Here is a 12,823-nt window from a genome sequence, read left to right on the forward strand (position 1 = left end):
TGTTTTTTCTCGACAATGACGGGCTTGAGGGGTATCTCGGCCTTAAAGTTTTCAATCGTTTTCGCGGAGACCTGACCCATGACCGGCAAGACCGAAAAGCTGCTTTCCATCCTGAAACTGCAGCCGGTGGTGCCGGTGCTGATCGTTGATGACGCCAAGTCGGCGGTCGGCCTGGCGCGCGCGCTCGTTGCCGGCGGCCTGAAGGCGATCGAGATCACCATGCGCACGCCGGCAGCCCTCGATGCTGTCAGGGCGGTGGCCGACGAAGTCGAAGGCGCCAATGTCGGCGCCGGCACCATCCTCAATGCCCGCGACTACGAGGCGGCCGTCAAGGCGGGCTCGACCTTCATCGTCTCGCCCGGCGTGACCCCCGGTGTACTGTCCGCCGCCAAGGATTCTCCCGTGCCGCTGCTGCCGGGCGCTGCGACCGCCAGCGAAGTGATGACGCTGCGCGAGGCCGGCTACGAGGTGCTGAAATTTTTCCCCGCCGAACAGGCCGGCGGCGCCGCTTATCTGAAGGCGCTTTCCTCGCCGCTCGCCGGCACGCTGTTCTGCCCGACCGGCGGCATTTCGCTGAAGAACGCCAACGACTACCTGTCGCTGCCGAATGTCATCTGCGTCGGCGGCTCCTGGGTCGCACCGAAGGAGCTCGTTTCCGCAGGCGACTGGGCCGGCATCACCAAGCTCGCTTTGGAAGCGGCGGCGCTGAAGGCGTAGCCGGAACGCGTTTCCGAGCTCTGACTGGTGGCAGGGGAGGGCTTGCATGCACAAGGGATCATGTCTCTGCGGCGCGGTCAGCTTCGAGATCGAGGGTGAACTGTCCGCGCCGGATGCCTGTCATTGTTCGAAATGCCGAAAGCATTCCGGCCATTTTTTCGCATCCACGGATGTCGAAAAGGACCGGCTGACCCTCAAGGGTGCCGAGAATATTACCTGGTTCCAGTCTTCCGAGAAGGTTCGGCGCGGGTTTTGTACCACATGCGGCTCTTCCCTCTTCTGGGACCCGCCGCACAGGGATTGGATCGCTGTTGCCATGGGCGCGTTTGACGGCCCGACCGGAACCGGGTTGAACAAGCATATCTTCGTTGCCGAAAAAGGCGATTATTACGACATTGCAGACGGCCTGCCTCAGAACCAGCAATGAACTTCTTCGAGCCTCTGTCTCCCTCGCGACACCAGGCCGCCCGCAACCGGCCTTTGTAATTTGACGGTCGAATTCCTATGTCTCCCCGGAAACACAACAGGGAGATGTGCGATGTTCGACGCGAAGAAGCTTCTCGATCAATTTCTGGGGTCGCAGATTCCAGGCATGTCGGGAGGAAGTGTGAGGGACCGGGCAGGGCAGGCAACCCAGCTTGCCAAGAACAACCCGCTCGCCACCGGCGCCATCCTCGCGGCCGTCCTCGGCACCAAGACCGGCCGCAACATCGCCGGCAATGTCGCTGCGGTCGGCGGCATCGCGGCGATCGCCGGCCTCGGTTATCTCGCCTACAAGAACTATCAGTCCGGCAAATCGCCCGAAGCCGTGCCGCAGCCCGCACCGCAGGCCGACAAGCCGCTCCTGACGCCGCCGGCCGATTCCCCCTTCCATCCGCAGTCTTCCGATCTCACCAACGATTTCGCGTTGACGCTCGTCCGGGCGATGATTGCCGCCGCCAAGGCCGACGGCCATATCGACGCCGGCGAGCGCGCCAACATCATGGACAAGGTGCATGCCGTCGATCTCGGCGCCGAGGCGGAAGCCTTCATCGAGAACGAACTTGCCAATCCGGTCGATATCGACGACCTCGTCGCTGCCGCGCGCACTGAAGAGCAGAGGGTCGAGATCTACGCCGCCTCGCGCCTGACCATCGATCCGGACACCCGCGCCGAACGCGGTTATCTCGACCTGCTGGCCGGCCGCCTTGGATTGAACGATGCGCTGATCGAGCATATCGACGCCACCGTTTCGGCCGCGAAGGTCAAGGCGTAAACCGCGCCAGTCGTAGGTCGCCAACGGCTGCGCATCTTTTCGGTCTCGGCCCGCCCTGATGGGTTAGGGAACGGGAATGGCGCGGCCGCCCGGCAGACTGCTGTCAGTCGGCGAGCTTGACGGCTGTACCGGTCGCCGCAACAAACAGGATGCCGCCGCCCCCTGCCATCGACAATTCACTGAAATCGATCTTGATTGCGATGATCGCGTCGGCATTCAGGCGGATCGCTTCGCGGCGAAGCTCGATCATGCAGACGGTCCGGGCGTCGCGAACGGCGGATTGTACCGTCTTGCTGCGGCCACCGAAGAAATCGCGGAAATTGTTGGCGATATCCTTGAATATGCTGAGGCCCAGCGCCGTCTCGGCGCCAACGACATCGACGATGCTGTCGATCCGCCGGCCGGGAATTTCGCTCCCCGTCGTGATGATGATCTTCGCAAGGGCCGGATCATTCAGGTCTTCCGGGGAAATGATGCCGTTCTCGATCTTCTTGAATGCCGAAGCCATGCTTTCGGCCTCCGTCTTGGCGCGGCAGTCGCGGCAGATGCCGCCCCTGAGATCCGCGAACCCGAATTCCCGATTGCATGAGGTGCAGACCGCCATTGGACAACTCCCATGATGATCCTCGAAGGGAAGCAGACAGCGAGGATTGTGTCCATCTCAAAGTGCGGCCGCCCGTCGGCAAGCGACCATATCGGACGTCGAGGATATGTCGACGACAGCGTGCCCAGACGGGCTATGCTGGCGGCAAATCGAGGCCGTTCGGTAGCGAGATCCAGATGACAGTTTGCGCCTCCGGGGAATGGCGTGACAGATGGCCCTTGCCGTGTGTGTCTTCCACCAACACGAAGCTACCCGCCTGAACGTGGCGCACCTCTCCGTCGCTCGTCTCGTATTCAACCGAACCATCCAGCCTGACCGTAAGCACAGGCTCCGGGACCTTATGCCAGGCTACCTCTCGCATGCCCGCCGGGATGTGGGTGACGCGGACGCGGGACGCCGGATAACTGGCCGTAACGTCGAACGGTACAGCATCGGGGTGCATTGACCTCTTAGTCGTCGGCAATTCGACTTCGTCGAAATGCGACTCGCCATCCGAGGTGGCATAGATGCGCAGGCATTTCATTGCGGCTGACTCCTTGTGGCTCGCCATGCTGAAACGAAGCATGCCTAGCATGAAGAATTGAGGTAATACCACGCATCCGGTGCGAGCGTGCGTTATAGACCGCAAGCCACCAGTGGTGGCATTTGCTACCGAACTCTGGAGATAGGCCGCTCCGTTTTCGCTTCTCTATTCCATTGCAACCGACGCCCGCGCTCCCCCCGTTGCCTTTCCCCCGTCGCTGGCCTAAGCCACTGGCACGGTAGAAGAGGCTGATATGCGCGATCTGAAGAACTACAAAGTTGCCGCCCCCGCTCCGGTCACCCTCAAGGGGCGGTTCGTGACGCTCGAACCCTATGACAGGGACAGCCACCTCCAGGCACTGTGGGACGGGTTCGGCGGCGCAGACGGCATCAATCCGCTTCTCAAATATTTCCCCAACGACGATTTTGCCGATGTGAACGCGTTTGGCGACTGGCTGGAAAACGCCCGCGTCCATTCGAGTTTCGTGACGCTCGTTTCGCGCGACAATGCGACAGGAAAAGTGGTCGGCATGGCAAGCTACATGCGACCGGATCCGAAGAACGGCGTCATCGAGGTCGGCTCGGTCGCGCATGGGGCATCCATGAAGCGCTCGCCGCTGTCGACCGAAGTGCATTACCTGATGGCGAAACATGTTTTCGAAGGGCTCGATTACCGTCGCTACGAATGGAAATGCCATAACGACAACGAGCCGAGCAAGACGACGGCGCGCCGTTACGGCTTCACCTTCGAGGGCGTCTTCCGCCAACATCTCATCTCCAAGGGGGCCAATCGTGACACCGCCTGGTTTTCGATGATCGACGTGGAATGGCCGCTCCTGAAGGCCGCGTTCGAAGCATGGCTTTCGCCCGAAAATTTCGGGGCTGATGGCGCCCAGAAGCGCCGGCTCGAAGATATCCGCGCCGAGCTTGCCAAGGGAGCCAGCGCATGACGCCCGAGGCAAAGTCGCAGGCGATTGCCGCGGCGGTGATCCTCGCATGTATCGGGCTGGTGATCTATTTCCTGCCGACGATCGTCATGTGGATTGCCCAGTTTTCTCCGGTGCTCGCCGTCGTCATCGGCTCCATGCTGTTGCTCGGTTTCTTCGCGATCTTCTGGCTGAGGGCACGCTACCAGCGCAATCGCGGCCGCTGACCATCTCCGCCTTCGAGCGGGCGCAGTCCTAAGGCGTAGTCGCCTAGCCTGATGGCCGGATTGTGCAGTGTTCCCAACCCTGTAAGCTGCCTCGGTAGCCTGGTTTCCAGGTCCTGGGGGGTGCTGCGATGGCGGTGGGCGAAATCAGGTCGATGACGGGTATTCGCGGGGCGGCGGCCGTGTTCGTGATGGTCTACCATTTCGAGCTCGACAGGGTTCCGTCGGACGGGGCGTTCTCGACCTTCCTCAACCACGGCTACCTGTCGGTTGACCTGTTTTTCATTCTCAGCGGCTTCGTCATGGCGCATGTCTACGGGCCGTCGTTCCTGTCGGGCGCGTTCCGGTTCGGCGACTTCCTGTGGCACCGCATCGCCAGGGTCTACCCGCTCTATCTCGCCGTGACGCTGGCGTTCATCGCGCTCGCCTTCCTCAAATCCTCCGAGCTCGATATCGGGCCGGACGTGTTCATCTCGAATGTCCTGATGCTGCAGTCGCTCGGCAACTGGCCGAGCATCGATCCGCCGGCGTGGTCGGTGAGCGCCGAAATGCTGGTCTACCTGCTGTTCCCGGTGATCGGCCTGTTGTGTCTGAAGTCGAGCCGCATGGCAGCGCTGCTGCTCGGCATCAGCGCGATCCTCGCGATCCTGATCCTGACGCTTGCCGCCTCCCTCCATTATATCGGGTCGACGATTTCCAAGGGCCTGCTCGATCTCATCGCCGCACCCTTCACCCTGATCCGCTGCCTTGCAGGCTTCACGCTCGGCCAACTGGTCTGGCGGCTGCACAACGATCCGGCCGTCGCCGCCTTCGCGGCGCGCACGCCGGTGCAGATCGGTGTCGGGCTTCTGGCCCTGGTCGCGCTCACTCAGCCGGATTGGGATTTTGCGATCTATCTGCTGATCATCTCGCTGCTCTTCTGCCTCAGCACCGATCGCGGGCTGTTCGCGGATTTCTTCGCCTCCCCGCCGATGCATTTCCTCGGCGACATCTCCTTTGCCGTCTATCTCACCCACTACCGGGCGCTCGGCGTCTGGGCCATGGTGGAGGGGAAGCTCGGCAATGCGGGCTTCGTGCTCCGTAACGTAGTTGCGACGGTGGTGACGAGCATGGTGGTGATCGGCGTGTCATGGCTGTTGCATGTGGCGATCGAGCGGCCCTGCCGGCAATGGATGCGCAAGGGCAGCCCGGCCATGGTGCGTAAACGCGCGGCCTGAAAGGGGCAGCGGCGTTACACCTGCAGCGCAGCGCCGAGCAGCGACAACCCGACCAGCAGCACGAACAGTGCGCCGCCGATCTCGATCGCATGGGAGATCCGCCGTCCCGAGCGCGAGCCGGGACCGGCGAAGCGGACCGCGAGATCCTTGGCGGTGACGGCAAGCGTCGCGAGAATGGTGACGGTGATCGCCGTGCCGATCGACATGGCGAGAACCGACAGCACACCGCCGAGATAGAGGCTGTTCAACAGCGCAAAGCTCATCACCAGGATCGCGCCCGAGCAGGGTCTGAGGCCGACGGCAATGATCGCCGACCAGGCCTCGTGCAGGCTGAAATCCTTTGACTTCAGCAGGGCGGGATCGGGCATGTGGCTGACGCCGCAAGTCTCACAATAATCGCCGGTTCCCTGATAGTCGTGATCGTCGATTTCGACCGCCTGGAAATTCAGCCCAGTCGGCCCGCGCCCGTTACCGGCGGGGACTGCGACGGGCATGCTGATGACGCGCATCCGCAGCGCCCGGATCTTTTTCACCAGCAGCCAGGCGCCAAACAGCGCGACCATGGCGAAGCTGGCAATCTCCATTGCCTGGGTCGCCGCCGTCATGGTGATGCCCGAGCCGCGCAGCAGGAGATAGGCCGCGCCAACCAGCAGCACCGCCACCAGGCCCTGCAGCAGCGCGGAGATGAAGGAGATGACGACGCCGCGCCGGAGCTCGATCTCGTTGGCGATCATGTAGGAGGAGATCACCGCTTTGCCGTGGCCAGGACCTGCGGCGTGGAAGACGCCATAGGCGAACGACAGCCCGATCAGGCCGGACAGCGCCCAGGGATCCCCGCGCATCGCCTTCAGCGAACCGGTCAGCGCCCGGTAGAAGGACTGCTGGTAAAAATTGATCCAGGCGAAAAACGGACCGAGCGGTCCGCCGACCGAAAACGAGGGCTCGGCCGAACCGACGCCGAGCGGCGATTGCGCATGCGCCGACCCCACCGTCAGGATGCCGACCGCCGCAACAGCGAGAAGGGCAGGAATGACGACGGAAGGGGAAAGGGCGCCGCGGGTCTTCAGCATGTCAGTTCCAGTCGGGTGGCGAAAAGTTTCGACATGTCGGTGCCGGTCGGATCGTTGAAGAAGGCATCGGTCAGCGACGTGGTATTCTGGGAGATCACTTCGTCGGGGTCGGGGCGCACCACCTTGTGCTGGCAATGGGCAAAGCCGTCGCCCTTGACGATCAGGTCGCCGTCGGTCGGGAAGTCGATCGAGGTGTACATGGAAGGATCGTAGATACCAAAGGCCAGCCGGCCCTTGAGCGGCACCGGTTTTTCGGGCTTCACCGCAAACAGGACCAGAAGCTGGTTGCCGTCGAGCGAAACGTGGATCACGGCCGGCTTCTGCACCCCGACATTGGCGCCGTTGGCCGTGATCGTCGTGAAATAGTGATAGTCGGCCAGCGACTTGCGCATCACCTCGCCGAGCGCCGCGAGTTCCTTGGCGTCGAGCTTCAGGTCGGTATTCTTGTCGAAATCGAGCAGCACGCTGGATGAGAAGACCTCATCGAAGCGCCAGACATTGTGCAGCTCCGCGACATTGCCGTCGGTGCCGGCCACCACTTCGAGCCGCGCCTCGGCAAAGATATGCGGATGGGCGACGGCGGGGAGCGGAATGCAGGCAGCCGCCAACGTGGCAATGGTCAAGACTCGATATCGCATTCGCCCTGTGGCTCCCGGTTCGTCCGCCCCTTGCAGTGCAGCGCAAATGAGACGGAATTTCGACTCGAACCGGTCACATGTCCAGCCCAGGTCTAGTGCCGGGTGAGATTTTCCAGATGCTCCATGCGTTTGCGAAACTGGCTTTCGAAGTCCCACCCGCGCGCGAACCGAAGCGCGTTTTCGGCCCGCTCCAGAATGGATGCGCGGTCCTTGTCGAGGGCGGCCAGTCGATCGGCCATCGCCCTGATGTCGCCGAGCGGGGCGGCCCAACCGGCTTTCGATTCGATCATCAGCGCCGACCACATCTCGTTGTCATAGCCGGCGATCGGAACGCCGCAGCCCATCGTCTCGATATAGGTGCAGGAAGGATCGGACTGTCTGTGGCAGCTGAGGAAGATATCCGCACCGGTTCGCGTCAGCGGTACGAGTTCCTGCTCGAAATCGACCGGATCCTTGAGGAAGACACAGTCCTGAAGCCAATGCTTGTGGATGTCGGCGTTGATTACGGCGGAAAGGCTTCCCTCGCCGTAGATCGTCAGGGTGAAATCGACGCCCCTCTCGTCAAGCAGCCTGGCGATCGGAACGAGGTCCTGCACGCCCTTCATCGGTTCGAGCCGTCCCGAATGAATGAGCCGCAACGGCTCGCCGTTCTGGAGATGCCGTTTTCGCGCGCTCATCTCCTGCGGCGTCGCGAACATTGCCGGTTTCATGCGGTTGTCGAGGTAGAGGAGCTGGCTGCCGCACATGTCGTGATAGGCCGCGTGGGCCGGGTAACCGTTTGCCTGGATGCCGCGGGCGGCGCGGAAGGCGCGCTTGCGCTTGTATTCCTGCATCACCGTCCAGGCCATGCCGTAGATTTTCCGCGGCAGGCTGCGGGTGTCGTCGAGCGAGATGATCTGCAGCCGGGTCTGATGGGTGTATTCGATCGAATAGACCACTGCGCTCTTCGCTTGCCGGATCACCGCCGGCGGCAGCAGGTCCAGATAGGAATCTCCCGATAACAGCGCGAGGTCGAAGTCGGCGAGATGGTCTGCCGAGACCCGTTCCTCCGGCTCTAGAATCCGCACCCGGAAATCGAGGTCGCCGATATCGTAGCGACCGCCGAAAGGTATGTCGGTCGCACCGCGGCGGATGAAGCAGGTGACCGGCCCGGACCAGTGCTGCACATGCAGGGCCATGCCGGAAACGAACTTCTTGTCGAGCACCAGCTTGCCGTTTTCGGCCTCGATCACCGGCGCCGACACGAACATCGCCAGGCTTTTCTGCATGGACCTCGATCCTCCGCGATGCCGGGACTTTCGCACGCTGAGCCGCACTATGCGGATCGAAGCCAAGCTCAAGCAAGCCGGCCAATAGGTCGACCAGCCGAGGAGGCGTTACCTCATTCGCCGTAGGGACCGGCGAGGCGCCGGGCAGCCGGATCGGTCAATGTTGGCGGCGGAACCAGGTGGAGAGGAAGTCGACGAAGCTCCTGACCTTGGCCGGCAGGTAGCGGCGATGCGGATAGACCGCATAGATGCCGCGGTCCTTGGCAATATAATCGTCGAACAGCGTCACCAGTTCGCCCGACTGGATCGAGGCATTGGCGATGAAATCGGGGATAATCGCGACGCCGAGGCCCGCGCGGGCAGCGCGCAGCGTCGCCTGCGGGCTGTTGATCTCGACCGGGCCGCTGACGGCGACAGAAATGGTCGAGCCGTCCTTGTCGGTGAAACGCACATTGTTGTGCCAACGGGAATTGGTGTCGATGATGAACGGGACGCGGTTGAGGTCCTGCGGGTGTTCGAGCGGGCCGTATTTGGCGACGAAATCGGCGGTCGCAACGGTGTAGACGCGGAAGTCGGAGAGTTTTCTGGCGATCAGCCCGGAATCTTCCAGTTTGGTGATTCGGATCGCGAGGTCGAAATTTTCCTCGATCAGATCGACGAAACGGTCCTCGGCGACGATTTCCAGCGACACTTCCGTGTGGCTCTTGGCGAAATCGATCAACGACTGGCCAACCTCCGCATCGACGAAGGTCCGCGGCACGGAAACGCGCAGGCGTCCCTTGAGATCGGCGTTGTTCTCGCGCACGAGGTCGGCGAGATTGTCGATTTCCTTGAGGATATCGGCGGCGGTCCGGTAATAGGTGTGCCCGGCCTCGGTCATCGAGAACTGGCGGGTGGTGCGATTGAGCAGCAGGGCACCCAGATCGTCTTCCAGTTCGCGCACATATTTCGACAGCAGCGCCTTCGACCGCCCGGTCCGCCGGGCGGCGGCTGAAAAGCCTTCTGCTTCAACCACATCGATGAAGGCCCGCATGCGGGTGAGAGTGTCCAAATGTCGCCCCTTTTAGTCTGGTCGATCCTAGTTGGGATTTAGCACGGAATTGTGCAATGCGAAATTTTGGTGAGGGGCAAAAAAACTCTTGATTATGACCGCGAATATTCTTATCTCCCGGTCAGCCCAAAGTCGCACGTGCCCGTGGGTGTCCGCCGACCCTCTATTTGGTGAGGTCATCGGTAAGGTACCTGGAACTAACCCCTCCAGTCGCTATTCCGGCCATCCGGGAAATGCGAGGACATCTGAAGCAACGACGGTGCGGGCCTTTTTGTTCTCTCCCTGCTTTCCATCAGCGGGGGTTACTGAAGAGGCACACCATCATTGCCGGAAGTGCGGTAGGGACCTCCCTCCAATCCATGGCAGACAAAGCCGGATCATTGTTCGTGGCAGAGCGTTGATCCACTTATCGCGCGTTTGAGCGTGTTCACGGTACCGGTGTCTCCACCAACCGGGCTGAACGCATTCTCATCCGTCCTTTGTCCTCCGGTTCGCAGCCGGAGCTTTGAGATTTGAAGGGACTGACCATGACCACTGCTCGCATCCTTGACTTCATCAAGACCCAGCGTCCCGAAGGACCGTTTCTTGTTGTCGATCTCGACGTCGTGCGCGACAATTTCAACGCCTTCCGTCATGCTCTGCCGGACAGCGCGATCTATTATGCGGTCAAGGCCAACCCGGAACCGGCAATCCTGAAGCTGCTTGCTTCGATGGGTTCCAATTTCGATTGCGCGTCGGTCGCCGAAATCCAGATGGCACTCGACGCCGGTGCTTCCGCCGACCGCATTTCCTTTGGCAACACGATCAAGAAGGAACGCGACATCGCCCGCGCCTTCGCGCTCGGCGTTGGCCTCTATGCCGTCGACAGCCATGAGGAAGTCGAGAAGATTTCCCGCGCCGCCCCCGGTGCGAAGGTATTCTGCCGCGTGCTGACCGATGGCGAAGGCGCCGAATGGCCGCTTTCCCGCAAGTTCGGTTGCGTGCCGCAGATGGCCGTCGACGTGCTCGTCTACGCGCACCAGATGGGTCTCGAATCCTACGGCGTGTCCTTCCATGTCGGCTCGCAGATGACCAAGGTCGATGCCTGGGATGCGGCTCTTGCCGATGCCAAGCGCGTCTTCGGTTCGCTCGCAAAGCAGGGCATCGTTCTGCAGATGGTCAACATGGGCGGTGGTTTTCCGACCAAGTACCTGCGCGACGTGCCGAAGGCCGAAGAATACGGCAAGGCGATCTTCGCTTCGCTGCGCAAGTATTTCGGCAACAACCTGCCGAAGACGATCATCGAGCCGGGTCGCGGCATGGTCGGCAATGCGGGCGTCATCAAGGCTGAAGTCGTCCTCGTGTCGAAGAAGTCGGACAACGACAATCACCGATGGGTCTTCCTCGACATCGGCAAGTTCGGCGGTCTCGCCGAAACCATGGACGAGGCCATCCGCTACCCGATCCGCACCGAGCGGGACGGCGACGAGATGGAACCCTGCGTTCTCGCCGGCCCGACCTGCGACAGCGCCGACGTGATGTACGAGAAGAACATGTATCCGCTGCCGGTGACGCTCACCATCGGCGACGAGGTTCTGATCGAAGGCACCGGCGCCTATACGACGACCTACTCGGCCGTCGCCTTCAACGGCTTCGACCCCCTGAAGGCGTACGTCATCTAAGGCGGCTTTGCCTGCCTGACTGGCGTCATCCAATACCGCCGGCCCCGTAACCAGCCGGGGCGGCAAATTCACAATTCCTCTTCATCGCCGCTGATAACGGTATTGGGTACGGGAGGCCACGATGGCCGCTGTTCTTGATTCTGTGCGCGCATTCTTTGCGCCCAACTCCACTTTCGCCATCGACGCCGAAACTCCGGCTGACGTGGTCGCCCGCGAAACCCTGCTCGACCGCGCCATGGGCCCGGATCGCCGCAAAAAATCGTCGGAAAAGATCCGCCGCAACCGCGTGCCGGCCGAAGGCCTCGCCATCGTCGCCCGTGACGGCGCCGGCCACGTGATCGGCACCGTGCGGCTTTGGAACATCGAAGCCGGCATCTCCTCGGAAGGCCAGGCGATCGATGCGCTGCTGCTCGGCCCGCTCGCGGTCGATTGCGCTTACGAAGGCAAGGGCATAGGTGCTGCGCTGATGCGTGCGGCGATCACCGAGGCCCACAAGCGCGGCCATGGCGCGATCCTGCTCGTCGGCGATGCGGCCTATTATGAACGGTTCGGCTTCTTCGCCGACAAGACCCGGCATCTCGTCATGCCCGGCCCCTTCGAGCGTTCGCGTTTCCTGGCGCTCGAACTCAAGGCCGGCTGGCTTGAAGGTGCCGCTGGCATGATCGTCGCCAACGGGCGCAAGCTGGCCTGACAAAGGCCGAGTTTTCGACCAAGGCATTCAGCACTCAAGGCCTCGCGCCCCGACGATCTGCCCAGACCCCGTCTCCCCTTGGGAGCACTCCCGTGGGAGCGCCCCCAAGGGGAGGCGGGGTTTTTCGTGCGACAAATTCTCCCTTTCAGGCCGCCGCCGTGCATCCGCCGGCCGCGGTTGATCCGGATCAATCCGACTCTCGCAGCCGGCTCCTAAGCCTCTCCTCGCAAGATCGATATACAATCAAGGAGAGCTTACATGAACACGAGCGGGGCACGGCATCTGAGATGGATCGCGGGCGCGGGTGCGGCTTTTTTCGCATTCGGGGCGGCAGCGGCGGATCTGACGCCGGCATCCGTCGCCCCGGTGGCGCAGGAGGCCGCTACCGGCCAGAGCCCCTGGCAGATTCGCGTGCGCGGCTTGGGCGTCATCACTGAGAACCGCGGCTCGGTCAACGGCGTGCCGGGTTCGGACCTGTCCTTTTCCGATTCGGTCATCCCCGAACTCGATATCAGCTACTTCTTCACCGACAATATCGCCGCCGAACTGGTCCTCGGCACGACCTATGCGAATATCAAGGAGGACGGTGCCGTCGGCGTGCCGGTCGGCCGCGCCTGGCTGCTGCCGCCGACGCTGACGCTGCAATACCACTTCACCGATTTCGGCGCCTTCAAGCCCTATGTCGGTGCCGGCGTCAATTATTCGCTCTTCTACAACCAGTCGGAAAAGCCGGGCTTCCACAATCTCGACGTCGAGAACCATGTCGGCGCTGCCCTGCAGGTCGGCTTCGACTACATGATCGACCAGCATTGGGGCGTGAACTTCGACGTGAAGAAGATCTTCATGGAGACCGACTGGAAGGCTGATCATGACGTCCTCGGGCCGCTGAGCGGCAAGGCGAAGATCAATCCCTGGCTGATCGGCACAGGCGTTACCTACCGGTTCTAGAAAAACCAACGAGGGCGGTAGGGACGGGGCC

At 62.0% G+C, this 12,823-nt stretch carries 15 protein-coding genes; 9 read left to right on the top strand and 6 right to left on the bottom strand.

The window, feature by feature from the left end; translation table 11 throughout:
• The first annotated feature begins 78 nt into the window (after window positions 1-78).
• The 3 genes from MOV63_RS10400 to MOV63_RS10410 all read left to right on the top strand — a co-directional run bounded on the left by MOV63_RS10400 (window position 79) and on the right by MOV63_RS10410 (window position 1,972).
• Window positions 79-717, top strand: a complete 639-nt coding sequence (locus MOV63_RS10400) for a 2-dehydro-3-deoxy-phosphogluconate aldolase (RefSeq protein ID WP_247033632.1) — start codon at window positions 79-81, stop codon at window positions 715-717.
• 46 nt (window positions 718-763) lie between these two features.
• The gene (locus MOV63_RS10405) at window positions 764-1,144 is read left to right on the top strand and encodes a GFA family protein (protein ID WP_247033633.1); all 381 of its coding nucleotides are present in this window, start codon (window positions 764-766) and stop codon (window positions 1,142-1,144) included.
• A gap of 111 nt (window positions 1,145-1,255) precedes the next feature.
• On the top strand, window positions 1,256-1,972 hold the full coding sequence (locus MOV63_RS10410; RefSeq protein ID WP_247033634.1) for a tellurite resistance TerB family protein: 717 nt from the start codon (window positions 1,256-1,258) through the stop codon (window positions 1,970-1,972).
• 103 nt (window positions 1,973-2,075) lie between these two features.
• Here MOV63_RS10410 and MOV63_RS10415 read toward each other — a convergent pair whose 3' ends face one another.
• Together MOV63_RS10415 and MOV63_RS10420 are read right to left on the bottom strand one after the other, a co-directional pair.
• Complete coding sequence (locus MOV63_RS10415) at window positions 2,076-2,576, bottom strand: YbjQ family protein (protein ID WP_051899811.1); 501 nt, start codon at window positions 2,574-2,576, stop codon at window positions 2,076-2,078.
• Between the two features lie 133 nt (window positions 2,577-2,709).
• Window positions 2,710-3,099 carry a hypothetical protein gene (locus tag MOV63_RS10420; RefSeq protein ID WP_247033635.1) on the bottom strand — a complete coding sequence of 130 codons (390 nt, stop codon included), beginning with the start codon at window positions 3,097-3,099 and terminating at the stop codon, window positions 2,710-2,712.
• Window positions 3,100-3,352: 253 nt separating this feature from the next.
• Here MOV63_RS10420 and MOV63_RS10425 point away from each other — a divergent pair, with 253 nt between their 5' ends.
• From MOV63_RS10425 to MOV63_RS10435, 3 genes are all read left to right on the top strand, one after another.
• On the top strand, window positions 3,353-4,048 hold the full coding sequence (locus MOV63_RS10425) for a GNAT family N-acetyltransferase (RefSeq protein WP_247033636.1): 696 nt from the start codon (window positions 3,353-3,355) through the stop codon (window positions 4,046-4,048).
• Complete coding sequence (locus MOV63_RS10430; RefSeq protein ID WP_247033637.1) at window positions 4,045-4,251, top strand: hypothetical protein; 207 nt, start codon at window positions 4,045-4,047, stop codon at window positions 4,249-4,251. The genes MOV63_RS10425 and MOV63_RS10430 overlap by 4 nt, the downstream gene beginning before the upstream one ends.
• Before the next feature lie 128 nt (window positions 4,252-4,379).
• Window positions 4,380-5,465, top strand: coding sequence for an acyltransferase (locus tag MOV63_RS10435; RefSeq protein WP_247033638.1), 1,086 nt, complete (start codon window positions 4,380-4,382; stop codon window positions 5,463-5,465).
• Window positions 5,466-5,479: 14 nt separating this feature from the next.
• On the opposite strand, the gene MOV63_RS10440 is transcribed toward MOV63_RS10435, so the two are convergent.
• The 4 genes from MOV63_RS10440 to MOV63_RS10455 form a co-directional block, all read right to left on the bottom strand.
• On the bottom strand, window positions 5,480-6,535 hold the full coding sequence (locus tag MOV63_RS10440; protein ID WP_247033639.1) for a nickel/cobalt transporter: 1,056 nt from the start codon (window positions 6,533-6,535) through the stop codon (window positions 5,480-5,482).
• Window positions 6,529-7,173: a DUF1007 family protein gene (locus MOV63_RS10445; protein ID WP_247033640.1), complete on the bottom strand. Its 645-nt coding sequence runs from the start codon at window positions 7,171-7,173 to the stop codon at window positions 6,529-6,531. The genes MOV63_RS10440 and MOV63_RS10445 overlap by 7 nt, the downstream gene beginning before the upstream one ends.
• Window positions 7,174-7,265: 92 nt before the next feature.
• A complete protein-coding gene (locus MOV63_RS10450) occupies window positions 7,266-8,441 on the bottom strand; it encodes a glycosyltransferase (protein ID WP_247033642.1) in 1,176 nt (391 codons plus the stop codon).
• Window positions 8,442-8,598: 157 nt separating this feature from the next.
• A complete protein-coding gene (locus MOV63_RS10455) occupies window positions 8,599-9,492 on the bottom strand; it encodes a LysR family transcriptional regulator (protein ID WP_037077328.1) in 894 nt (297 codons plus the stop codon).
• A 527-nt stretch (window positions 9,493-10,019) separates the two neighbouring features.
• Here MOV63_RS10455 and odc2 point away from each other — a divergent pair.
• The 3 genes from odc2 (at window position 10,020) to MOV63_RS10470 (ending at window position 12,792) form a co-directional block, all read left to right on the top strand.
• Window positions 10,020-11,153, top strand: a complete 1,134-nt coding sequence (gene odc2 / locus MOV63_RS10460; protein ID WP_037078156.1) for an ornithine/lysine decarboxylase — start codon at window positions 10,020-10,022, stop codon at window positions 11,151-11,153.
• A gap of 121 nt (window positions 11,154-11,274) precedes the next feature.
• A complete protein-coding gene (locus MOV63_RS10465; protein WP_038545317.1) occupies window positions 11,275-11,844 on the top strand; it encodes a GNAT family N-acetyltransferase in 570 nt (189 codons plus the stop codon).
• A gap of 258 nt (window positions 11,845-12,102) precedes the next feature.
• On the top strand, window positions 12,103-12,792 hold the full coding sequence (locus MOV63_RS10470; protein WP_247033644.1) for an OmpW family protein: 690 nt from the start codon (window positions 12,103-12,105) through the stop codon (window positions 12,790-12,792).
• The last annotated feature ends 31 nt before the right edge of the window (window positions 12,793-12,823 follow it).

This window comes from Neorhizobium sp. SHOUNA12A (genome assembly GCF_023006505.1).
Lineage (GTDB): Bacteria > Pseudomonadota > Alphaproteobacteria > Rhizobiales > Rhizobiaceae > Neorhizobium.